At 36.3% G+C, this 23,822-nt stretch carries 17 protein-coding genes and 6 pseudogenes; 16 read left to right on the forward strand and 7 right to left on the reverse strand.

Annotated elements, in window-relative coordinates:
- Positions 1-595: 595 nt before the first annotated feature.
- The 13 genes and pseudogenes from AAZO_RS11330 to AAZO_RS11390 all read left to right on the forward strand — a co-directional run bounded on the left by AAZO_RS11330 (position 596) and on the right by AAZO_RS11390 (position 11,948).
- Positions 596-847, forward strand: coding sequence for a hypothetical protein (locus AAZO_RS11330; protein WP_013191340.1), 252 nt, complete (start codon positions 596-598; stop codon positions 845-847).
- Positions 848-941: 94 nt separating this feature from the next.
- Entirely contained in the window at positions 942-1,859 is a 918-nt protein-coding gene (locus AAZO_RS11335) for a hypothetical protein (protein WP_013191341.1), read from the forward strand.
- A 13-nt stretch (positions 1,860-1,872) separates the two neighbouring features.
- Positions 1,873-4,203 carry a type III-B CRISPR-associated protein Cas10/Cmr2 gene (gene cas10 / locus AAZO_RS11340; RefSeq protein WP_013191342.1) on the forward strand — a complete coding sequence of 777 codons (2,331 nt, stop codon included), beginning with the start codon at positions 1,873-1,875 and terminating at the stop codon, positions 4,201-4,203.
- Complete coding sequence (locus tag AAZO_RS11345) at positions 4,200-4,958, forward strand: RAMP superfamily CRISPR-associated protein (protein ID WP_013191343.1); 759 nt, start codon at positions 4,200-4,202, stop codon at positions 4,956-4,958. Before cas10 ends, AAZO_RS11345 begins: the two co-directional genes overlap by 4 nt.
- Entirely contained in the window at positions 4,955-6,235 is a 1,281-nt protein-coding gene (csx10, locus tag AAZO_RS11350) for a type III-D CRISPR-associated RAMP protein Csx10 (RefSeq protein ID WP_013191344.1), read from the forward strand. The genes AAZO_RS11345 and csx10 overlap by 4 nt, the downstream gene beginning before the upstream one ends.
- Position 6,236: 1 nt before the next feature.
- The gene (locus AAZO_RS11355) at positions 6,237-6,743 is read left to right on the forward strand and encodes a hypothetical protein (RefSeq protein WP_013191345.1); all 507 of its coding nucleotides are present in this window, start codon (positions 6,237-6,239) and stop codon (positions 6,741-6,743) included.
- 42 nt (positions 6,744-6,785) lie between these two features.
- A complete protein-coding gene (locus AAZO_RS11360) occupies positions 6,786-7,163 on the forward strand; it encodes a hypothetical protein (RefSeq protein WP_049790683.1) in 378 nt (125 codons plus the stop codon).
- Between the two features lie 177 nt (positions 7,164-7,340).
- Positions 7,341-8,240: a type III CRISPR-associated RAMP protein Csx7 gene (gene csx7 / locus AAZO_RS11365; RefSeq protein WP_013191346.1), complete on the forward strand. Its 900-nt coding sequence runs from the start codon at positions 7,341-7,343 to the stop codon at positions 8,238-8,240.
- Between the two features lie 144 nt (positions 8,241-8,384).
- Positions 8,385-8,968: pseudogene (locus AAZO_RS11370) on the forward strand (hypothetical protein).
- A gap of 65 nt (positions 8,969-9,033) precedes the next feature.
- Complete coding sequence (locus tag AAZO_RS11375) at positions 9,034-10,050, forward strand: RAMP superfamily CRISPR-associated protein (RefSeq protein WP_013191347.1); 1,017 nt, start codon at positions 9,034-9,036, stop codon at positions 10,048-10,050.
- A complete protein-coding gene (locus AAZO_RS11380) occupies positions 10,047-10,532 on the forward strand; it encodes a hypothetical protein (RefSeq protein ID WP_013191348.1) in 486 nt (161 codons plus the stop codon). The genes AAZO_RS11375 and AAZO_RS11380 overlap by 4 nt, the downstream gene beginning before the upstream one ends.
- Positions 10,525-11,598: an RAMP superfamily CRISPR-associated protein gene (locus AAZO_RS11385; protein ID WP_013191349.1), complete on the forward strand. Its 1,074-nt coding sequence runs from the start codon at positions 10,525-10,527 to the stop codon at positions 11,596-11,598. The genes AAZO_RS11380 and AAZO_RS11385 overlap by 8 nt, the downstream gene beginning before the upstream one ends.
- Before the next feature lie 17 nt (positions 11,599-11,615).
- Complete coding sequence (locus AAZO_RS11390) at positions 11,616-11,948, forward strand: hypothetical protein (RefSeq protein WP_187289646.1); 333 nt, start codon at positions 11,616-11,618, stop codon at positions 11,946-11,948.
- A gap of 1,791 nt (positions 11,949-13,739) precedes the next feature.
- Here AAZO_RS11390 and AAZO_RS11395 read toward each other — a convergent pair.
- Positions 13,740-14,993, reverse strand: a complete 1,254-nt coding sequence (locus AAZO_RS11395) for an FG-GAP repeat domain-containing protein (protein WP_013191351.1) — start codon at positions 14,991-14,993, stop codon at positions 13,740-13,742.
- A 380-nt stretch (positions 14,994-15,373) separates the two neighbouring features.
- Here AAZO_RS11395 and AAZO_RS11400 point away from each other — a divergent pair, with 380 nt between their 5' ends.
- The gene (locus AAZO_RS11400; protein WP_013191352.1) at positions 15,374-16,681 is read left to right on the forward strand and encodes an aminopeptidase P N-terminal domain-containing protein; all 1,308 of its coding nucleotides are present in this window, start codon (positions 15,374-15,376) and stop codon (positions 16,679-16,681) included.
- On the opposite strand, the pseudogene AAZO_RS38035 reads toward AAZO_RS11400, so the two are convergent.
- The 3 pseudogenes from AAZO_RS38035 to AAZO_RS43730 all read right to left on the reverse strand — a co-directional run.
- A pseudogene (locus tag AAZO_RS38035) lies at positions 16,653-16,943 on the reverse strand (hypothetical protein); the annotation flags it as partial. The gene AAZO_RS11400 and the pseudogene AAZO_RS38035 overlap by 29 nt on opposite strands.
- 215 nt (positions 16,944-17,158) lie before the next feature.
- Positions 17,159-17,377: pseudogene (locus AAZO_RS38040) on the reverse strand (C4-dicarboxylate ABC transporter).
- Positions 17,378-17,492: 115 nt separating this feature from the next.
- Positions 17,493-19,107, reverse strand: a pseudogene (locus AAZO_RS43730) (IS1634 family transposase).
- A gap of 652 nt (positions 19,108-19,759) precedes the next feature.
- Here AAZO_RS43730 and AAZO_RS11415 point away from each other — a divergent pair.
- Positions 19,760-19,945 (forward strand): hypothetical protein, encoded by a 186-nt coding sequence (locus AAZO_RS11415; protein ID WP_013191354.1) that lies wholly within the window; start codon positions 19,760-19,762, stop codon positions 19,943-19,945.
- Positions 19,946-20,241: 296 nt separating this feature from the next.
- Positions 20,242-21,552, forward strand: a pseudogene (locus tag AAZO_RS11425) (IS701 family transposase).
- Positions 21,553-21,688: 136 nt separating this feature from the next.
- Here AAZO_RS11425 and AAZO_RS30060 read toward each other — a convergent pair.
- The 3 genes and pseudogenes from AAZO_RS30060 to AAZO_RS11435 form a co-directional block, all read right to left on the reverse strand.
- Positions 21,689-22,143 (reverse strand): annotated as a pseudogene (locus AAZO_RS30060) (Uma2 family endonuclease).
- 67 nt (positions 22,144-22,210) lie between these two features.
- A complete protein-coding gene (locus AAZO_RS11430; protein ID WP_013191357.1) occupies positions 22,211-22,624 on the reverse strand; it encodes a secondary thiamine-phosphate synthase enzyme YjbQ in 414 nt (137 codons plus the stop codon).
- 48 nt (positions 22,625-22,672) lie between these two features.
- The gene (locus AAZO_RS11435) at positions 22,673-23,749 is read right to left on the reverse strand and encodes a hypothetical protein (RefSeq protein ID WP_013191358.1); all 1,077 of its coding nucleotides are present in this window, start codon (positions 23,747-23,749) and stop codon (positions 22,673-22,675) included.
- Positions 23,750-23,822 lie beyond the last annotated feature (73 nt).

A 23,822-nucleotide genomic window follows, 5' to 3' on the forward strand; every position in this document is an offset into this window, starting at 1 on the left:
TCATCTAGGTTATGGCGATTTGGCAGATCCATGGGGTTTTTCACCCCGCTCTAGGTCTACCAAAAATCATGCTTTTATTAGCGTAAAATTTGGTACGTTACCTGTCAAGAGCAATTAGGTTCAAAATAATCGAGCAACAATTTTGTATAGTTGGTAACTGAAGCGGAATTGATGGGTATAAGGATGGGTAATATAGACTAAAGCTGATGTTAACTCCTAGTTAATTCCATTTGAAGTAAGCATTCAGCTAATGCCTAACAGCAGGCTACGCGAACAGCCATCAGCAGTCCGGTATTTCAGGCTAAGGCCAAAAATACCTATTTGATAATTAACCCATTCCTCAAACATTCTGACTCGTAACTCGTGACTCCTGAATTCTGTTATTAATTTTTCTGGAACTCAACCTTCTTTCCCATCTCTCACTCCTCTATTCTCTTTGCTACGCAACGCTACCAAACACAGTAAGCGCAGCTATAACCGCAGGGCTTTACGAGACACTACGCGAACACTGTCACTTTCTTCCAGAATAGAATATCTTGGAATAGGCTGCTTCCAGTGCCATGTATGATGTAGTCATTGGTTGGAGATAAAAGCCGTGACTACTTACACAATCGAGTTTAAAGAAGGAATTTTACGGATTAATTTTGGCGAACCTACCCAAAATGACCAAATTGTTCAGGATACTACCCCACGTTTGGAAGAAATGGTGCAGTCGGGAGAATTCGCTGGGGGACAATTCTTGAGGATTAATGGGCCTATATCTATCCCTGTAGCTTTTGTGTCGGCACATAAATTAGCACATATTCACGGAGAGATCAGTTCTTTTAACAAGTGGGTAAATATGTGATTTCTATCACACACAACCTTGCTTATAAACTGAGATAATTAATTGATTGATATTTGATTGATCAAACAGATAGTTACAGCTCCTAATAAGTTCTATGGCAACGTATCACCTTAATCTAGAAAGCGATGTTTTGAAAGTTAGGTTTGGGAAACCTGCTAATGGCGACCAAGTAATTAAGGATGCAGTGGTACGTTTAGAGAAGATGGTCGCATTAGGTGAACTTTCTGGAGGAAAATCGTTAAAGATTTATGGGCCAGCATCTGTGGCAGTTAGTTATCTGATTGCAGATAAGATATCTCATTTTTATGGTACCCTCGCTATTTTTGACCCCAAGATTGGCAGACCAGGATACAAGACCTTCATCATAGAGGTTTCCCAAACTCCAGCATACAAGATAGGCGAACTGATTGAAACGGATGAACCACACGAGAATAAGCCCATTCTCAAGGTTGTACTTTGTGGTCACCTACAGTCTGGTAAATTATGTCTGCGTGAAGGTTTAAAGCAAGCTATCAGCACTATTGAAGGCCCACCCTATCCTGATGTGATTACGGCTTTTCCTGATGGTGAAGGCCCTTGGTTTTCTGATTCTGCAAGGCGTGATTCTAATTTAGCCAGACGACTGAAGGATGAGTATAAAGCCAAATTCACCGCTGAGTTTGCCCAAAAAGCAGCTGGTTGGGTGCGGTGTGCTAGTACACCACTCAATATTATTGATATAAGTCGGAAAATTACTGAAGAAAATCGGGTGATGGTGGGTGAAGCTACTCATGCTGTGATTTTAGCTGGGGATAGGGGCAAGGATGACGTTCTTCTCTGGGAAGATTTTTGGCGGGATTTGAATACACCTATCATTGCTAATCTTGATAGTGATTATCATGGTAAGGACGATAAAATTGTTACGAAGTCACCTTTGTTAACTGGTACTGTTCATTACCTAGCACGGGGTGAGGATGTTTCCTCTCGTCCGATGGTGCAGGTTTTGGCACGGGTTTTGGTGGGGTTAGTTTGAAGTGAGTTTAAAAATGGATAACATGAATTCTGTTAGTATTGCGATCGCCTGGTGTTTGGCTTGGGGTAATGAACGTCAACCCCAGTTTGATATTTCTGTTTTACAACAAATGCGGGAGGCTTTAAATCATGAGAATAATGAGCGAGAAGTACCGAAAAAAGTATCTTCTTTAGTCGATGCAGTGAGAGAGTTGGAAAAACTAGATAAGCCTGAAAATTTCCCCAAGACCTTAGATTCTTTAAGAGAATTAACTGAAAAGCACTGTATTTTGTGGAAATCTAAAATTGGTTTAGTTTATGGTGGTGCAACCAAGATTAAACAATATGTATTTGAAGAATCTAAACTTCCTGATATTCGTGGTGCTTCCGGACTTTTAGATAGAATCAACTTAATTGACTTACCTGCTTTCTTTAATGTAATTCCCAAGTCAGACCGTCACAACTATACTATCCAATGTGGTCAAACCAAAAAGTGGCTGAATGCAAGTTTCCCTAATGAACCTAATTTAACAGATGCTTTAATTCCCGAACTGATTATTTACTCAACTGGTGGGAATATCCTTGCCTTTTGCCCTGCTGCCTTTGTAGATGATTTAGCAAATGCTATAGAAAAACGTTATACAGAAGAGACTTTAACCGCTAATTCTTGTGCTGTTGGAGAAACTTTTAGAGTAATAGAAACTCGTTTAGGTTTACTCCAAGATAATATTGCAGAAACATTTTGGTTGGAAAAATATCAAAAAGAGTATCAAAATACTATTATTGAGGCATATTTCGGGAAAATTGATGATTTATCAAAAATTGAAAACACATTTAAAAAACATAAAAGTTTTAATGAATTGACTACAAAACTAGTAATTCGTTTTAATCAGCGTCGTAGTGGGAATGAAAGTGAAAATCGTCCTACTCGTCGTTATCCAGCAATGTTTGAAACACATCCTTATTTAAGAAGAGATGAAACAGGAAAGCGTTCTGCAATCGCTCATATAAATGAACTTACTGGTCAACCTTATCTATCTGAAACTTTAATCCGTAAAAGACGAGTAGGTGACAGAGCAAAAACTGGAATTTCTGAAACACCAGAATGGTATAAATACTATCAAGATACGGGACTCAAGTGGGAAGCTGGAATCATTGATAGTTGGCTTGATAAATTCGAGGATTTTCTGGTCCAAAATTCAGAACAGTATCAGGCATATTATGGAAATAACCACAATCAGAAAAAAGAAATTAAAATCCCCCAATCTTTAACACAATTAAGCAGAGTAAGCAATGGCTATGTTGCTTATATATATGCAGATGGTAATAATATGAGCGGTTTTATTCAAAATATCCGTACTCCCGAAGAGTATCAACAATTTAGTCAAGATATTGAAAATGCCACAAAATATGCTGTTTATCAAGCTTTAGCCTACAATCTCCAGCCTCGGAAAATCAAAGGTATTAGTGAACCACAATCGAAAATTAAAGATGGCGATTTAGTTCATCCATTTGAAATTATCACTATTGGGGGTGATGACATTTTATTAATAGTCCCTGCTGATAAAGCTTTACAAATTGCTAAAATGATTGGTGAACAATTTGAAAACATTCTTTTGGATGAAGTTCCAATCTCAGGAGTAGAAATTAAAGGCGAATACAAAGTACAAGAAAAATTACTTCATCCTAACAAGTTCCATCGTTTTTCTAAAACCATACCAGAACATTATCAATGTCAATTAAGTATGTCAACTGGCGTATTAATTACAGCTTATAACACCCCAATTTACTATGCAGAAGAATTGGTCACACAACTATTAAAATCTGCAAAGAAATATGCTAAAATATTAAAGTATACTGATTTTTTAACAAATAAACAAATCAGTTATTATGGGGGTACAGTTGATTTTTTCACCATGAAATCAGTAACCATGATTTCATCAAGTATTGGAGAACTTCGCAAACAGACTTTAACCTTTGATAAACTTAAACTTTATGCTGCACCCTATACCCTACCTGAATTAGATAAATTTTTAATATCTCTTCAAGCACTGCAGAAAGCTGAATTTCCAAAATCGCAACTTTATCAAATCCGTAGCTTCCTAGAACGAGGTAGACGAACTGCAAGTTTAAATTATTACTATTTTCGTAATCGACTTAATAAAGGACAAGATACACTTAAGGCAAACTTTGAAGATACATGGTGTACAGCTAAAACTAATAAAGGTAATATTGCACCTTGGATGTGGAATCTTGAAGAAGAAATATATGAAACTATCTGGCGAGAAATGGTAGATTTATTCCATTTAATCAAATTTTCTGATATCAAATCTCAACAAGCATCACAACAGGAAATTAACCCATGATACAACTTAAGAACTTATTAGAAAACAATGCTAATAGAAAGGTTGAACCTTACACAATTACTGCCATAATTGATTCAGCTTTATGTGTAGGTGTGGGAGGTTCTTCTGGCTCTTTAGCAGATAAACCCATTGTCCGCAACGCAGAAAATAATTTACTAATTCCTGGTTCACAAATTAAAGGACGAGTGCGCCATGAATGCGAAAAACTACTGCGGGGGTTAAAATGGGCAATTTCTGAATCTCCCAATGCAGAAAAAATGGTTATTCGTAGAGATAATGCACCTGCAAAATTTCAACGTAATGAATACGAAATACCTGGATATGAACACACATATCACTGTTTAATCAGTCAAGTCTTTGGTGATCCGATTTTACCTTCGCGGGTGATTTTTGATGATTTGATCTGTACAGAAGACCCAGAAAATTTACCAGAAATTATCCGTCCGGGTCTAACTATCAACCGTCGTCGTCGTACCGGAGAAGAAAAGAAACTTTATTTTTTAGAAACCTCACCTGCAAATGCAGAACTTAAATTTCAGGGACAGATACATATTCAACCAACTTTGACACCAGAACGACCAGATTATGCAAAGGTTTTAATTTTTGCAGGGTTGAAACAAATTTATGCTTTAGGTGGTAGTAAATCTGCTGGTTTAGGTTGGTTGCATTGGAAATTAGGTGAGTTAAATAATGAATTGATAAATATGAATTTAAAAGAAATTTGGCAGTTTTTAGCAAAAGGAGAGATGAAGTGAAACGAATTGAATTAGAAATTAAAGTCTTATCTCCTTTAGCAATTTCTCGAAAAAAACCGGGAGGTTCTGTCAGTGAATGTGAAGATTATATTCCTGGTAGTGTGATTCGTGGGGCGATTGCTAGTGAAATTTTAAAACAATCGGGTCAACAGTTTAGTGATTTAAGTCAAAATGGTGGTGATTTTCAGGCTTTGTTTTTAGGTGATGAACCAGCTATTTTTCAAAATGCTTATCCTAATATTCGCAAAACGAAAAAAGATAGTTTTAGAATTGAAGAAGAAGTAAAAATACTACCCACTACTGCTTTAAGTTCAAAGACAACTCCAGGTTTTAAAACATCCTCTAAAAAAGATGAGAAGTGTAATGGTGTTTTTGATACCCTTTTTGACCGTTTGTGTGCAGATTTCTATGGTTACGCATACGAACCCAATTGTCCCATTGATGGAGGTAGGGTAGATTCTCCAGGAATTACTTTCTATACTGTACTTGACGACAAATACTATAAACTCTCGTCGCAAAAACGTTTATTAACTAAGGTGGGAATAAATAGAAGACGTGCTACCTCAGAAGAGGGAATTTCATATAGTATTGAAGTTCTAAACGAATCAGAATTAGGGGGTAAAAATCCAAAGCCTGTAAGTTATAGATCATCTATTATTGTTCCAGATAATTTATCAAATTTACTCTGGGAATTCATTGATAATAATTCCCTGAATTTCCGTTTAGGAGGTTCAACTTCACGCGGGTTAGGAAAAGTTAAGATTAAATCTATAATTGTAGGAATTGGAGATAAAACCACCAAAGCAATTAAAAAAAAAATTCAGGTATTTACTCATAAACTTGATACTCGGTGGAAAGATAAGTGGTCAGTTTTTGGTAAACCACGTCAAAACTTATCGGAGAACCGTAATTATTTCACTTTAGATTTACAAGCAGATGCAATTTTAACTGAAAGATGGCAACGTACAACTGTTATTTCTCCACAAATGTTAAAACAATTTACAAATGTTGATGATGAATCATTAAAACTGGAAGCAGCTTATAGTAGTTATGAATATCGTTCTGGTTGGAATTCTGCTTGGGGATTAATGAAAGATGTGGAGTTAGTAACTAATAAAGGTTCTGTTTACTTATTTAGTACCTCTCAACCAAAGAAATGGTATGCAGCTTTAGCTAAGCTAGAGTTAAAAGGAATTGGAGAAAGAACTTATGAAGGTTTCGGTCAAGTTGAAGTTTGTAATAATTTTCATTTAGTCATGAGAGAGGAATTGGTTTAATATGCGAGATAATTTAGATTCATTTTCGAGACAACAACTAGAGTTTAGAATTCAAAAAGCAATGGGAGAACAAATAGATGATATTATTGACAGAATCAATACAATAGCTGAAAAATTTTCTATTGGTAATGAAGATAAAAAGTCTCCTTTTAGAAATGTTTTGTCTAATGCAGTTAGTCCTAGTGCTTCGATTGCAAGTATTAAACTTTTCATCCAATGTCAGATTGGTAAAAGTGGAGCAAGTCCCATTTGGAGTAAGAGAATTGGTAATGAACTTTTTGCTACAGCACTTGTTCTTCAAATTGAGCAATTGATAGAAGATGCAAACACTATTGTTAAATATATTAGAAAATCCATCCCTAAGAATAATCCCTTAAATAACTATGTTGATAATGCGAATAATCAGAAAGAGCTTACAAAAGAAATCCATCTTAAGCTCGTACAGCTATACTTAGGCTATCTTGCTAGAAAACATACTGCTTTAGTTGGAGAAGGAAAGTTTAAGTAAAATTCTTAAACTTAATAGGCCACACCAAACCAAGGAGTAAATATGCATCGTCTTGTAATTTTTACCGTAGGAACTAGTTTGCTAACTAATGAAATAGAAGATGAAGATCCTAAGAAATGGATTTTAGATTTGAATGAAACAGCTAACTGGACTCAAGCAGAAATTGAAAAAACTTCAGATTCTTCTCATATTTTTTCCCAAATTATTATGCCTTTGGCAAATAGACTGGAGAAGAAGTTAAATAATAGTGATATGGTAGGAATACCAGAAATGAGTGCTGATTTGAATGGCATTTATGGATTATATTATGGATTATATGATGAGCAATTCAGTAAAGGCAATCAAGATATGCATTTTTTAATTGCTACTGACACTCCACAGGGACAAGTCACAGCAAAAATAGTGAATAATTTCCTTTAGAATCAACGAATTCCTGTTGATATCTTTATACCAGAAGGATAAGGAGTTGACCATTTTTATGTAGGAAAACAGTTTAGAGTCAGTTGCAAAGTGGCTAAGGGAGTTTTGATACTACGACATTATGGACCTCACAAATATATACAGGGTAAAGAAACAACATAATTAAATTATAAAACTATGTTTGACATATTCAAAAATCGCCTAGAAATCACAGGAATACTAACAACAATCACCGCATTAAGAATTAGTGCACGATGTTCCACTGAACCTATTGGAAGAGATTTACCCGTCATCAAAGATGCATTAGGACAACCATTAATACCAGGTTCTAGCTTCAAAGGAGCATTAAGATCCCGTCTTGAAAGTTTCCTGAGAGGAATTGATGATAAATTCGCAGCTAACCCAGCAATAGAAAGTGAATGGTCAATTACTAAGGACCGTATGAATGGAGAAAATGGTATTAAAAAAGAGGTTGATAAAGAACTAGAAGGATATCCAGAAGAAGAACGTGCTGCAAAAGAAGATCAGTTACTCACAGATAAAATTATTAATGAAACAGATTTAACCTCTCGTCTATTTGGTTCACCTTGGATAGCAAGTAAATTCCAAGTACGCGATTTAATCGTACTACCTGACACCTGGTTTGGACAATATCAAGAACGAGACGGAGTATCAATTGACAGAGACACCGAAACCGCAGTAGATGGTCAACTCTACGACTTCCAAGTAGTACCAGCAGGGACACAATTTGAGTTCCGTGCAGTGGTAGAAAATGCTGAAGATTGGGAATTAGGACTACTAATGATTGCTTTACATCAATTTAAAATAGAACAAATTGCCCTGGGTGGTGGACGTTCTCGCGGTTTAGGAGTGGTTAAACTAGAGATAGACAAAATGCGCTGGGTTGATGTTGAAGATAACCCTCAATTTCTCTTGCAGTATCTTCAAAAATTAGTTATGGCAGATGAAACTGCTTATGAAGATGCGGCAGAATATAAAGATGAATGGGTAAATCAATTAATTGACTATTTAAACAAGCAAATCCCTCAAAAAGCTACAAACCAAACTACACCTTAATTCTTCCGTAGGGTGAGTTATAGCGGAGCCAAACGCACCATTATCTCCGTGCGTTACGGCAAAAATAAAAATTTTCGCTATTTTTAGTAACTTTCTGTCGTAACACACTCTACCACCTAAAACAGTATCTTGAGGAAGTAAAGAATGGCTTTCAGTAATTACAAAACCATCTGTGAAGTCCTCAAAGCATTTCAAGTTATTTATACAGAAGCCAATTTCATCAGCGAAATTACCTTTACTATTTCTGACTATTTCCGCGAAGACTTGGAACTAATGATTCGGCATGCTGTTGTTGATAACTCAGAATTTGTTATCTGTGAAAATCTTATTTATCGCGTTCTCAAATAAGTTTGGAAAACCTACCACCAACATTTTGTTTTATCTAGTCATGAATACTTAAACTATGATGAAAAATTATCAGGATTCCCTGAATATATTCAGGCTAAACGTTCCCCTTTAGGTAAAGTTATTTTTGACAAACTAACTTTATCTTACTTCAAGCTAAACAAGATCACTTTGAAGCAGGTTGGGCGCAATGTTTAGCAGAAATGATTGCTGCTCAAAGATTAAATGGAGAATATCAAATAATTATTTTTGGTATTGTTTCTAATGGTGCTCGTTAGCAATTTGGAAAACTAGAACGTGAAATCTTTACCAGACATAGCACTTATTACACAATCCAAGAACTAGATAAGTTATTTGCCGCTGTAAATGTTGTATTTCAATAATCTAAATTACAGCTAAATAATTTAGTGTTAACTACTACTTAACGTTACCTGAGCAAAATAACATCATGCACAAAAAACTTGTCAATTATTGCACTATAGATTTAAGCATCATTCCCGATGGACCTATACTAATTAAATCAGGAAGAGAAGGAGCAGATCCCACAAACCCTGATATGGAATTTGTCAGAACATTTTATAAGGATGGATGGTCAATTTATTTACCAGGAAGCAGTTTAAAAGGTGCAATTCGCGCTCATGCTGAACGTATAGTTAGAACAGTAGGAAGTGAACAACGTCCACCAGACAATACTCAACAAATTTGGGCTAGTCATCTCTTAGATGAAAAGAATCAAAATAATAACCCGAACTTTTATTTAGAAAAGTGGAAAAATACCGAAAAAAAGAAGAAGCTAGAAGATAGACATCCTAATCCTGGCGCAGAATTATATAGACAATCCTGTTTTGTTTCTCAAATTTTTGGTAATACTGCTATTGCTAGTCGCATTCGTTTTGAAGATGCACATCCAGTAGATATCAAACAGTTGAGACTAGAAGAACGTAATGGAGTAGCAATAGATAGAATATTTGGGTCTGTTGCTGTTGGACCATTTAATTATCAAGTCTGTACTGCAGGAGAATTTAAAACTAAAATACATCTTAAAAACTTCACCCTTGCACAGTTAGGTTTAATAGGTTTAGTATTGCGAGACTTAAATGATGGTTGGTTTGGTTTAGGCTTTGCTAAATCTCGTGGTTTAGGTACTGTTAAAGTTAAATATGATAGCGCAATTGTCCAGTATCCCGGATGTCAATTTGACTCGGAAACCAGAAAGATTCGTCAAATAGGAAGTTCACAGGAATGGGACTCTAATTATTTATTGGGTGCAGGAGAATTTCTAACCAAAGAAGAAGCCCAAAAATATGGATTTCCTCAATCAGATAAACAATATTCTGAAGGGTTTGCCCAGTCACTGGACTTAGGAATTGGTGTAAAACTTACATGGGGAAATAACACTAGTTCTGGTGTCGAAGATTTATTTGCACGCGCTGTTAATGTTTGGGGTGAGGTTTTAAAAGCATGACTCAAGAACTAACACCAGGGTATGTATATCATGGAACATTAGTGTCATCTGAAGATGTCAACACTTTAATTATGGAAGTTTCCAACTCTCAAAGTTATTATTTTTTACGTTACTCTCATGCTGTGAGTGGAATTTGTCAGCAATTACCTTCTGAGAGAGGAGAAATAGAAGGACAGGTTTTTAATTTCCTCTGTGAAATGCGATGGAAAAAACATAAGTCCGGTTATGAAGTGTTAGTCCTTAGTAAACAGGAATTTAAATTAGAAGGGTTTGAAAAATTAGCAGGTAACTGGGAAATTTGTGATATAAATGCCTTTTGGCACAACCCAGAAGAAACAAGATTTCCTAAAGGTTTTGTTTTTAAAGGTGAAAATGATAAACCTATCAATCCCAAAGAAATAAAAATTAAGCAAAGATATTTCCAAGATGCTGATACAGCAACCATTCATTTTATTGCTTTAACGGTTAAATCAAATGACTAATATACCAAAACCTAAACCACGAAAACCAGTACCTTCTCAACCTCCATTCCATGATGATTATACTGTAAAGAGCACACCAAAACCATATCAATTCGTTTCTTTTCCACAAGAAAGACCACGTTTACAACATCCTGCTGGACATGATAAATTTGATAAAAATCGTCTGCATGGAACCTTATTTTTAAATCTGATAGTTAAAACCTCACTTCATGTTTCTACTGGTATAGCTGTTCCTGGTAATGATATTGCAACTCGTGTACCTTTAATTAAGACAATGGTACAGGGAGTTGATAAACATTTGACAATTCAAGGAAGTTCTCTTAAAGGCTGCATTCGTTCAGTTTATGAGGCAATTACAAATAGTACCCTTGCAGTAGTTACATCAAAATGTGGAGATAAAATACCCAGTGAAAGATTACCATGTAGAAATAAACAAGAATTATGTCCTGCTAGTCAAGTATTTGGTGCTTTAAATTGGCAAGGATTAATTAAATTTAATGATGCTAAATGCGAAAATATGGGGTTTAATATAGGGTTTATGCCATCGTTGTATCGTCCCCGGCCTGAACCCGGAAGCGCGTATTTTAACACCAGAGAAAAAGTTGCTGGACGTAAGTTCTATTATCATACAGTTCGCGCTATTGAAAAAGGTCAAAGTCAAGGAATTCCAGTTCAACAAGCTGCTAGAGAATACACTTTTACAACTCAATTGCAATTTAAAAACCTGACATCTGAAGAATTAGGAACATTATTTATTGTTCTGGGACAAGATGCTAATTATCCCATAGCTTTAAAAATTGGTGGTGGTAAACCCATTGGGATGGGAACAATGACTGTAGAACTTACCCAAACTAAGATTTTACAAGATTTCGACGATTTGCGATCACACTACTCTAACTATACCCCTAATAACAATCATCTTCTCACAGGAGAAGCACTGCAAAAATTTATTCAAACCCAAATCAAAACTGCATATTCCCGACTCGTGCAACTTCCCCAACTCCAACAACTTGCTGAAGTTTTACGTTACCCCACCGACCGTGAACCACCAGAAGGAATGTATTAATGTTAACTAGAGAATCTTTGACAGACACTGAATCTCAACTTGCACATAATTTAGCCATAACTTTAGTTAAACAAGAAACTGATGTTAACGAAGTAGGAAAGGTAATTGCATATCTGCGTAGTATCGTTAACGAACCAGATGCAGGACTGCGATTTTTTAGTTACTTGAAAACTCTTGTTACTCATGGTAGGCAAATTGGACACAGTGGACGCACTGCAGGTTACTACCGCAGTATAGAACGTGCCTGTAATCAATATCTGCAAAACCAACAAACAAACGCCCAGACTATGTTAAAAATTTTAGGCTGGGCTATGCGTTTGATGCGCTATTACAAGGTTATTCCTATTTAGGTAATGATCGCTGGTATGAAGGAAATGTACCCAATTCCTATTGAAACATAAAAATTAGTTGAAGAACTGCTTGAAGAAATAGAAGAGGTAGTATGAGTTATAGCAATAGCTATAAATTTCCCTGATATTCATTGGATTTATTTTCAAATTAAGTGGGAAGATGATAACGAATTATCAGATAAAACCTGGGAAAAAGTTCAGGATATTGAAATTGAAGGTGAATGGAAATTAATAGATGATTCTGCTGAAGAATGGTATTGTCGTCCTCAGATACTAGAGAGATGTTTTTTATTTAAAGATGTGGTGATAGCTGATTCTGATAAAAGAACATAAAACAGTTAAGATAGGGGCAATTTGATTAATGTTAGCAAACAATTTCCCAACTAGATTATCGTGAAAGTATAAATCTCTGCCATTTTACAAGCATGACTCTAACTAAAAACAGAATTACCTTTGATTAATTCCTTAACTATGACTTTCGCGAAGAAGGTCGTTATAAACTTGTCAATGGAGAAATTCTGCCTATACAAGCAACGATAAAACATGATAATCTAACAGATTCTCTCACCAGAAATTATATCGAGACGTTGAACGTCCGAATCTCAATTACAGGGTATCGGGAAGAATAGCAATTAGAACTTTAACAGCAAGTGGTAAAGAACAAGGTCGTGTTCCTAATGTCAGCGTTGTAGATAACAACCTCTGGGATGCTAAGGTATCTGCTTACACAGCTTTCGTTAAACCATTACAATTAGCAGTAGAAATAGTCTCCACAAATTTAGTTATCAAATTGGTGGTCGAGGACAAAAATTAACTGATTTATTAGATATAGTTGCCAAACTAGTCGATTTAAGTGTTCCTAATACTGAATTTTACTTGACTATCTTTTAAAAAGACGGCACACACAAAACCACAAAGTGGCCTATTGCTGATTCTAAACGCAAAACTGCCTACTGGCTGCTAAGAGCATGTTCTGTAGAGTTACTTTACCAGGAAATTTATTAGTCTTGGCAAGATTCAATTCAAGTCTTATTTAAGACTGAATGTTTAGAAATTCAACTACATCTAGACCATTTACAAACTATTACCCAATCTCAAAATCGCGAACAATCTCTATCAAAATTTACGGTAAGCGGATATTACACCCTTAATCCGCTTGGTAAACATTAGTTATCCTTGGCAATCTAGTCAAGACCAATTACAGAAACGATTGTGGAGTTTTAACTTTTTTATTCGCTTACTTTTGAATCGTTTATTGCCGTTTTTATTTAGTCCCCATTCCTTCTTATTAATTCAGAATCAGGAACTAAGTAGGTGGGCGGAAGAATTTATAACTATCTCATGGCGAATGCAGGAAAGGGGAATCAATCAATCCCAGGAGTTTCCAGTAATTTACATCTTGTTACATACTTGTGTTTATTTGTGTTTACTTACTTATCTTATTCAGAAATTCTCGCTAAAAGTTAAAGAACTACTCAAGTTTTAGCCATGCTAGGAGGTTTGGTAATATTTATTTTAATTATGAGTCTTAGCGGTTATTTTAAAAGTGGTTGACTGTGGTTTTAGGCACTTATTGATCCCCCCCCTGTTCAGTTAAGGAAAGTTATCTGTTTAGAGGGGGTTAGAAAAGTTTTGGGTCGTGATTTTAGGCACTTGCTGATCCGCTGGGGGAACTAGAGTCAAAGTGCCCCACTCTGTGATATGCTTTGCATAGCTTGCTTCTGTCTTGCTGAAAGCATATCACAGAGAAAAGAAGGTATCGCTTAGTAGAAGTTCAGAAAGATTTTTAGATTATGCTGTATACCATTCTTGAGTCAACTTATCTGCATCAGATATAAGATTCTCAGTTGCTAGAGTTCCATCCATATTCCAGATTTTGTCTGCACTGGTTTCTTGGTCTCTCCAGTAGACATCGGTTTTACCATCGCCGTTGAAATCACCAAGAGATGCTCTCAAACCGACGCTATTGCTGGGTAAAAACGCTTCTGAACTAACGTTTGTACCATCCATCAACCAAGCAGTATTTTCTCCAGTTGTAGCATTGTGCCAGAAAATATCTGTCTTACCATCACTGTTGAAATCACCAATTTTAGCATTCCAATCTGAGAAAAGTGTGTTAACGGTATCTTCAGTAACGAAAACGCCGTTCATTGTCCAAATTTTGTTTTCACCGCTTGCGGTGTTACGCCACAAAATATCTGTTTTGTAGTCACCGTTGAAATCACCAAGGGTAGTAGTCCAGGACGCATCCTGTGATTGTAAATCATACTTGGTGGCTTCGCTACCATCCATGAACCAAGCGGTATTTTCACCGGTTGTATTATTGCGCCAAAAAATGTCACTCTTGCCATTGCCGTCGAAATCAACGATGGTTGCAGTTAAGGCTAGATCTGTGGTTTCGAGAACAGTTGCACTAGTTACGGTTGTACCATCCATCTGCCAAATGGCGTTCTGACCTGTTTGTCCATTATGCCAGAAAATATCAGTTTTGCGATCACCATTAAAATCGCCAATATTAGCAGTCCAACCTGGATCAACTCTATCTAAAGTTAAGTAAGTAGCAACCTTGGTGCCATCCATTAACACAACTACATTCTCGCCAGTTTGTTCGTTGCGTAGCAAGAAGTCGGTTTTATTATCACTGTTGAAATCAGCAGTTTTATAAGACCAGGTATTTAAGTCATATTGACCTAAAGAAGCCTGTTCAATAATTTGTGTCCCGTTCATCAGGCGAACTAAAATTTCACCTGTTTGTACATTTACCCACATTTTATCTGTTTTACCATCACCATTGAAATCAGGAACAATAGCAGCACTAGTTAAATAAGGATTAGGATTGGGATTGGAACTACCAACATATGGCAATGTTGGTAAGGAATCAGTTGGCATTTCTGGAAATAGTGATTCATCATCTTTTACTGTGACAGCAGAACTTCTATTAGTAGTTGAAGTATTAAGAGATGTTGTCAAAACTTCTGTTCTTTCTAGGGATTCTTTCGCCCAACTACTTGTATCTAAAGATAAGGCTGATTTATTCTCAAACATGGCGTGTTTTTATGTGTAATTAATATAAAGTCTTAGTTGAATTAAAATCAAGATTCTGTAAATGACGAACATTTACTTAAATAATTTCGCATAGATGTCAGGACTTTTGAAAATCTTTTCATGTTTGAGAATACTTCTTATTCTCAATATAAATAATATATAAGCAATCCAAAAAACTTTCGTTTCTTACTTATTAATGTCACGATTTATGTATCAAATCCTATTTTGTTGACAATCTCGTTTCTTAGGAGACGGGAACTTCTGATTCAGATAAATTAAAAATTGGCTAAAATAATTAGGATTAGCAATTACAAACACACATACCTGTGTAGTTTTGCTATTCTTTAAAAGAAGACTATACTTTCAGCAATAAATCAGCTATGCAAACAGAATATTGTCAACGTCGTGAACAGTTAATGGCAAGAATTGGTAATGGTACAGCGATTTTCCCCAGTGCCCCCACAGCAGTAATGCACAACGATGTTGAGTATGTTTACCGTCAAGATAGTGATTTCTTTTACTTAACAGGTTTTAATGAAGCCCAAGCTGTTGCTGTACTAGCACCTCATCACGAAGAACATCGGTTTATTTTGTTTGTTCAACCCAAGGATCGGGAAAAGGAAGTTTGGAGTGGTTATCGTTGTGGAGTAGATGCAGCGAAGGAGATTTATGGTGCAGATGAAGCTTATCCCATTGCAGAGTTAGATGAAAAATTACCACAATATTTGGAACAAGCTGATCGCATTTATTATCATCTGGGACGCGATCGCAATTTTAATGCTACTATTCTTAAACATTATCAAAGCTTACTACATACCTATCCCAAACGAGGAACAGGACCCATTGCCATAGAAGATACCAGCACTATTTTACATAGCTTAAGACTACATAAAAGCAAAACCGAATTAGACTTAATGCGACAAGCAGCCGACATTGCAGTAGAAGCACACAACCACGCCTTACAAATTACCGCACCGGGACGTTATGAATATGAAATACAAGCAGAAATAGAACATATTTTCCGTCTGCGGGGTGGAATGGGTCCAGCTTATCCTTCCATTGTTGCAGCTGGGACAAATGCTTGCGTACTGCACTACATTGAAAATAATTGCCAGATGCAAGAAAATGAATTACTGCTAATTGATGCTGGTTGCGCTTATGGTTATTACAACTCCGACATTACCCGCACATTTCCCATTGGAGGTAAATTTACACCAGAACAAAAAGCCCTATATGAAATAGTATTAGAAGCACAAAAACAAGCCACACAACAAGTCCAACCAGGAAACCCCTTCACGGCACCTCATAATACCGCAGTCCGTATCCTCACAGAAGGTTTAGTAGAACTCGGTTTACTCAAAGGGGAAATTGACAAATTAATAGAAGAAGAAAAATATAAACCATTTTATATGCACCGCACCAGTCATTGGTTAGGGTTAGATATTCATGATGTCGGTGTTTATCAATATGGACAAAACCCACAACTTTTACAACCAGGTCAAGTGCTGACAATAGAACCAGGTCTTTATATTGTTCCCGACACCAAACCCGCAGAAGACCAACCAGACATTGACCCCCGCTGGGTAGGTATTGGGATTAGAATTGAAGATGATGTCTTAGTTACCGCAGATGGACATGAAGTATTAACTGCGGGAGTTCCTACAGAAGTAAAAGACGTAGAGAGATAAACAAAATTGGGGGGGTTGAAGAACAACCCTCCACAAATTCTACTTCTGGCAATTTACCCGATCTATATCTAGTTACACCCTGGCCATCAGTTTCAAAAATAACTCTATAATTCTGGTTAGCTTTATCTTTGGGGATTAAAGTTAAATAATGTCCATTTTTTACAAATCCATGAGGAGTAACTTTAATTTGTCCTGGATAAAGAGACTTAATTCGCGCTTCAGTATCACCAATTTTTGCACCAGAAGTAGTAAATTTTGGGTTATCTATCCCACCTTCCGCACCCTAACTGTCACACATCAAAAAAAGCTGGTAAAGTAGTACACAGGAACTAAAGCTCCTTCAAGGAAGAAAAGGCTTAATAAAAATAAGTCCTATTAAGATGGTAATAGAGTGAGACAATAAAGTTTTGTAAAGAAGATAAAAGAAAAGAAAATTTAATGATTTAAAAATTAAATTAGAACAGAAGAAGAAATGATTTAACCCACATTCCGCACCCTAAACTGCCACAGAGAGAAATTACGGAGAGAAAAAATCCAAGGGAGCATAAAGACAAACATATACAGTGAAAAAAGGCATTAGAGAAACAGTAAAGCACCAAAAATACCATCAAAAGCTATTCTCAATAAGGAGCAATAAGAAAGAACACCGCCCAGAGGAGTCAACAGATAAATGAAGATATTCAAGAGATCAATCATAACTTAGACTAATAGATTGAAGTAAAAAAAGAAACTATGGACATAGTAAAATAGAGCTATAAATCAGAGAGATTAGGTTATTGTCTCATAGAAATTAAATTAATAGAGAGAAAAATTAGGTAACCAATTGATAGTAGGGAAAACAATGATATGGTAAAAGATTCACAATGAAATCTCTCTCTTGAGTCCAGTAACAGATGTGTTTTTCTTGGTTAAGTGTAACTAAATGAATAGACTGAAAGCATGGAAAAATCCAGCGTAAAGTGGGGCGGTCAGTTGGTTTGCCCAATTGATTTTTTACTGTTGATTTAGACTCTCTCAAAGGGGTTATAATTTGTCGTTGCCCTAAAGTATAAACCAGCAGACATAAACCCATCACCATTCCCAGGGACTCTATTCTCTCTGGACTTTTTAGGAAAATACTGTCTGCAAAAAATAATGGGTCTTTGAGAAAAGCAAACCCTCTCTCGCAAGACTGTTGAGCTTTATATTCACTCAAGATGGAGTCATGGGTAAGTTCATTTGAATCCAAAAGGTTTGTAGCAATAATAAAAGGCCATGCCCTCAGAAATTCTGTATTAATTTTACTTTCATTCTGGGAGACTGTAGCTGATATTTCAGAGGATATCTCTCCTGAACTATCTTTTTTCTTAGATTTGATTTGAGTAACTTTACTCTGGTTAATTTAGTGATATTTGAATTGTTTGAATAGTTTAGATAACCCCTTGATAGCATCAGCTTCACCAGCAAATTTGTCTGGTGATAACTTTTTGAAATCTTGCACAGCTTTTGATTGTGCCTTGGTAATTTTTTGTGAGAGTTTACCCAGGTCTGATTCTCTTCTTTCTTGACTTTGCACTACTAACCATCTTTGTTCTATTCCTGGATAATTTACTGTTTTTGAAGCTAGTTTATATCCGGGTAAGTTACTATCAACAAATTCTGGTTCTGGTAATGTTGATATTCATCATTGTGCTGATTTTACGCTTAATGGCACTGGACATAACCAGCTTAAATCTGACATCATTCATCATTTTCAGATTTGATTCTGTATATAAGGCCCAGTCTGCTACTATGAGACTGTTAACTTTTAGTTAACTTTTAATTGTTTTTGGTACTCTACTGCTATTTTAGCAAAGCATGATGAATCTGCTTGGTTTCCCAATGCTAGTATTAAAAATATATATTGGTATGTCTCCATCTCCTGAACATATCATTTCTATGATGAACTATTTTAACTCCGGTCTATGGTCAAAAGAATAACCAGAGGTGATGGTTATTTCTTTTAGTAATTTTACTGCTAATTCTTCTAGTTCTTGATTATCTCCTACTTTTTGACTCTCAAATATTACTTCTGGTAAGCTGGTATTATATTGCCCATCTATGTACATTTATGATGAGTCTAGATGCCCTGCTCATAGGGATACTCCAAATTTTTGGGCTGCTTTTAAGGCGACAATAAAGAATATTCTATCCAATCCTTTTATAAATAGTTTATCCATGACTCTCCCCAGTTTATCGTCCTTGAGATATTCTGGTTTTACTCCTGGTCCTATTAGATGGTCACAGGGGATTGTTTCAAAATCTTGGGGAAACATATATAGGGGTTTTTATACAAATCCTAACCCGTTGATTATCATGGCTTTTACTACATGACCCGGACTTACTTTCTCTCCAATTTCAACGGTTATTTCTACTACTCCTATGGCGTCTATTATTCCTGCTACTATGCCTCAATGGTCTAGGTTTTGGATTTCCATTTTTTGAAGCTTTGATTTCACAACAGAATTATCCACAACTCCTGTTGTGATTAAATCATTTCTTCTTCTGTTCTAATTTAATTTTTAAATCATTAAATTTTCTTTTCTTTTATCTTCTTTACAAAACTTTATTCTCTCACTCTATTCCTATCTTAATAGGACTTATTCTTATTAACTCTTTTCTTCCTTCAAGGATATTTAGTTATTATGTACTACTATCTGTGACAGTTAGGGTGCGGAAGGTGGGGTACATAGGCAATTTCAGGAAAGGGGGGGATGCGATCACGATAATTTACCCTTGCTTTCCAAGTGTCCAAATTCTGGGGCTAGGTTTAAAATACCAGCTTTATGGGAGGATGGGTCTTATCATAGATGCCTAATGCCATTTGTAGAAATTGCTGTATATCAGAAGCCTGTTATTACAAAGAGCGCAAGAACCCTTCTTTTTTAATCCCTTTTAATGGCATGGGAAAGTAGAATATTAAAACCCCAACCAATTTGAATAGAGCGATCACTTTTTTTGAGAGATTCTACTATAGTAATGAAAGATTTTATGCCTTTGCAAGCCAAATAGGGACATAACAACCAAAGAATTTTTTAAATTAGTAAAGATAACTTTGAGATGGCTGGACAGCTATTAGATGATGCAATTGAAACAGCGCATCGAGTGTGGCAAATAGAACCACACCGTTATGTCCTTATCTCAGCCAATGGTGAGCAACAACCTCTAGCCGTAGATCCTCTGTGGACATGTTACGGTCTTCGCCCTAATTCTAATAATTTATCCTTTATGGTTCAATCTGTTTAGGAATCACACATAGAGACATGGAAACAGAGGTTAAGTTATTGGCCTATTCGTGCAGGATTATTAGTCTCAGATGAAATGTATATACTTCAATATTATACTCCTTCGGGCAAGTTAGAAGAACGGATTGTAAATCGTGACTCTTTATATTTAGAATTAACTAGATCAGATAGCCACTTCTTTAAACCAAAAGCACTGGCAGAATTTTGTACTGATCAACTAACGGGACTTAAACAAAAGTTAAGAGTAAAAAGGAGTATAATGGGATTTCGCTGTAGCTTTCACGTTAAAAGAACCTGATGACAGAAACCACTGCCCCAGCAATGGCACCATGGTTTGAAAGATGGTGTTAAAGGTTTGATGATGTATTTACTCATAAAGCGCAAAAAAGAGAGTTTAGACATGATTTAGGGGGATGATCGGGTAAAAGTGAGATAAAAAACCTATTTCAAATGGTAGAGAATGCCCTATGGGTGACCTACCACCGATTACACCACGTTTTAACTGAAGCACCTTGGTCCAGTTCCCAAGTCAATGAGCATCGGGTAGAGATTATGAACAAGTGTAGTCAGAGGAGAATCACCAGAGGATTTAGCTTAATAATTGATTATTCTGTCCATAGAAAAAGGGGGAATTTTAGGGATGGAGTAGGAAGAAAATATATTGGAGAAATTGGGAAAAGGGATACTGGAATAGTAGTAGTAACAACACATACATCTATTATGATGCCAGTAAAAGCTTACCATTACATATAGAGTTATATCACCAGGCTGATTCTTTACCCAAGGGGAAACAAGACCCTCTATTTGAGAATAAACCTGAGTTAGGAATTAAATTAATACATCTGACCTTAAGGCGTGGTTATCAACCAGGAATAGTAATTATAGATGCTGGATATGGCCACAATACATCTTTCTTATTAAAAGATGGAAAATCGGAATTTAAAGTATTTAGGAGGATTAGCTAAAAATCCCAAAGTCCTTGCCAGTGACCAAGAGGATAGTCCACAAATAATTAGGTTAGATGAATTAGCACAAAGTTTACCCCAACAGGCTTTTACAGAAATTCAACTGGAGTTAGATAAACCCAAAACATTATGGGTAGTAACTAAAGAAGTAGAAATATCACCCTTAACTAACTGGAAAGGGGAATATTACTATGGTCATCAACACTTCTACCTTCTCTCAACCCACTGATATTGACTACTTTATGACCAATGTTTCTTGATCAATTGTCACACCCCAATGGATAGTTTATACATATTCTCAAAGAAATTTGGTAGAAGTTTTTACAGGGAAGCCAAGGGATGGTTAGGACTCAAAGAATATCAAGTTGGAGATAACAGCAGTTGACTGCGCCATTTTATTTTGGTTTTCTGTGCCTACACTTTTATTCTTTGCCATCAGTGGACTGGAGGATTAAGACCAAGGTGGGCTAAGAAACCTTTGAATACTTTTACTGCAGCCTTAGAAGCGTTGAGAACAGCCATATCTTTTCTATTTATTGATTGGCACAACTTGAATCCGGACGTGTTTCCTTCTTATCAAGCCAGTTTGGGCTACATTTGGGCTTTATTTTTGTTTACGTCCCGTTATTTGATCCTAAAATAGGTTAGGAATATTAGCTAATGAAACTAATTACAAAATCAGATACACAAATAGTTTTATTGGATGGAATTTTGTTGATTTGTTTTCTCTGGCTTCCAGAGTGGTAAACTGTAAATGTCAGAATCAATACTTACAGGATTTAAGGGATTCCCGCTTGTTGAAAGATTTGCTGCGGTGTAATTTCTAATCTTGGAAAAAGATCATCTTCTAATCTATCTGTACCTCGTTTTGTTTAGGGTTCTGAATCAGGATGAAGAATGGTAACAGTTTTAGCTTTTCCATCTATCTACAAACCAAACTCTCATGACACTAGCATCAAGATAATCTTTAGCTTTGGCACTCATTTCTCCAAAAGATTGGTCAGGTGATATAATTTCAATTATTAAGTCCGGGAGAATCGGACAAGCTTCATTACCTTTATTTTACCCCCATTGGGTGAGAACTAGACACAAAGCAATGGTTAAACGTGAATGGAACGGAACTCTTTGGAGAGATTTTTGCTTCAGCTTCACTGTTAAGTAATTCGTAGGTTATATCCTCTTCTGGAAGAGCAAGGAATTCTTGTAGTGTAAGCTGATGTTTAACGGAAATCATAGCTATATTTATCCTTGGCAAGGATTCTATCTCTATAGAATTTAGGGAAATTAAACACCATTTAATTCTATCCGGAAATATGTACTACCAACTCTCTGGAATGATTATGCTGACGATGTTCCCAAATATAAATACCTTGCCATGTTCCCAAAACTAAATAACCATTATTAATAGGAATAGTTTCGGAAGTATGAGTTAAAACTGTGCGGATATGCCCTGGCATATCATCAGCACCTTCGGCATCATGAATATAATTGTTGCCTTCTGGTACTAATTTCGCCATGAAATTTGCTAAATCTATTAACACATCAGGATCAGCATTTTCTTGAATGACTAAACTGGCTGAAGTGTGACGCAGAAATAATGTACAAAGCCCGGTTGTCACCCCCGATTCTGCGACAATAGCAGCAATTTTTGAGGTAATGTTTTGAAATGATTTACCAGTTGTGGTAACTCTGAGTAATTTTTGGTAGTGTATCATCCGCTTTTGGACTTTGGATTTGGAGTATGTTAGCCATCTTATTTACAGTCACTGTAAATAATCTCTCACGGCTTTGGCGATAGTTTCATTCCCATCTTTAGCTATTGGTTGCAGTTGTTGCGGTGGTTGGGGTGTGTCATGGAGAAAATCCCAATTTCCTTGAAAGAATTCTGTAGCGGTAATGATTTGATGTTGGTTGTAATTCTTGATTCCTTCTAATAGCAAATTAGCTTCGGCAAAGTTATCACGGGGTATGGTAATAATAGGTAGCTCCAGACGGGTAGCTTCAGCAAATGTGCTGTATCCAGGTTTAGAAATCACTCTTCCACAAATTGGCATAAAATCTACAGGTTGATATTGACGATTTGTGATTTTAATTAAGTTGGGTAATTCTGGTGCTGAAGCATCGAAGGTGATAAATTGCCAATCAGGAAATTGACTGACGTTGTGATAAGGAATTGCTTTTAAACCTAAACCACCAAAGCTGAGTAAGATGGTTCTTTCTGGTAGTGCAGTTATTCCCCAAGTAGTGCGTATTTCCTCATATGGGAAGTGGGGAGAACCACCTGTTAAACCCACATCTATGATATTGGGGAAAGCTGCCATCTTTTCATGAAAGGGAAGACGGAATAAGCAATCGCTCTTAGTATACCAATCACTAATCCAATCGGCAATTTCTATAAATTCCCCTTCCCACTCTCGGTAAATAAAGTCCCAACTAAAGTTACTTGTCATCCAGCAGGGAATATTTGCTGCTTTTGCAAATCCGGCAGCGAGAAAGGGAATATCTGCCAATATCAGCTTAACACGATTTTGACGAATAAAGTTAACTTCGGATTCAATTAATGAATTTTGATTTTTTTTAATCTCCTGTAATTTTGCTAAGGTAGCTGGTTTATCCATTGTCAAACTATCAGTTTGCACTACACCTAAATCAAATGCGCGTTGACGGAGGATAAAATGACCTTGGATGTAGGATTCTAGCAGCCATCTAGGTGCGGTTGTCACAAGAATTAACAGCACTTCTGGACATAATTTTTGGATGGTTGCGGCTACGGCAGCAGTACGGGTAGTATGACCAAAGCCGTGATTAGTGATGGCTATATATAAAATTGGTCTGTTCATGGTTATTTAGTTCTGGGATTTTTAACCGGAGATACACGCAGATACACGCGAATGATCAATCTGTGTTCATCTA

Origin of the sequence: 'Nostoc azollae' 0708, assembly GCF_000196515.1 — a bacterium.
Lineage (GTDB): Bacteria > Cyanobacteriota > Cyanobacteriia > Cyanobacteriales > Nostocaceae > Trichormus_B > Trichormus_B azollae.

Coding starts and splice junctions, on each gene's coding strand:
- AAZO_RS11345 (WP_013191343.1), top strand. CDS start 4,200: ATGATACAACTTAAGAACTTATTAGAAAACAATGCTAATAGAAAGGTT.
- AAZO_RS11395 (WP_013191351.1), bottom strand. CDS start 14,993: ATGTTTGAGAATAAATCAGCCTTATCTTTAGATACAAGTAGTTGGGCG.
- AAZO_RS11360 (WP_049790683.1), top strand. CDS start 6,786: ATGCATCGTCTTGTAATTTTTACCGTAGGAACTAGTTTGCTAACTAAT.
- AAZO_RS11415 (WP_013191354.1), top strand. CDS start 19,760: ATGGCTGGACAGCTATTAGATGATGCAATTGAAACAGCGCATCGAGTG.
- AAZO_RS11435 (WP_013191358.1), bottom strand. CDS start 23,749: ATGAACAGACCAATTTTATATATAGCCATCACTAATCACGGCTTTGGT.
- csx7 (WP_013191346.1), top strand. CDS start 7,341: ATGTTTGACATATTCAAAAATCGCCTAGAAATCACAGGAATACTAACA.
- cas10 (WP_013191342.1), top strand. CDS start 1,873: ATGGATAACATGAATTCTGTTAGTATTGCGATCGCCTGGTGTTTGGCT.
- AAZO_RS11355 (WP_013191345.1), top strand. CDS start 6,237: ATGCGAGATAATTTAGATTCATTTTCGAGACAACAACTAGAGTTTAGA.
- AAZO_RS11335 (WP_013191341.1), top strand. CDS start 942: ATGGCAACGTATCACCTTAATCTAGAAAGCGATGTTTTGAAAGTTAGG.
- AAZO_RS11385 (WP_013191349.1), top strand. CDS start 10,525: ATGACTAATATACCAAAACCTAAACCACGAAAACCAGTACCTTCTCAA.
- AAZO_RS11400 (WP_013191352.1), top strand. CDS start 15,374: ATGCAAACAGAATATTGTCAACGTCGTGAACAGTTAATGGCAAGAATT.
- AAZO_RS11430 (WP_013191357.1), bottom strand. CDS start 22,624: ATGATACACTACCAAAAATTACTCAGAGTTACCACAACTGGTAAATCA.
- AAZO_RS11375 (WP_013191347.1), top strand. CDS start 9,034: ATGCACAAAAAACTTGTCAATTATTGCACTATAGATTTAAGCATCATT.
- AAZO_RS11380 (WP_013191348.1), top strand. CDS start 10,047: ATGACTCAAGAACTAACACCAGGGTATGTATATCATGGAACATTAGTG.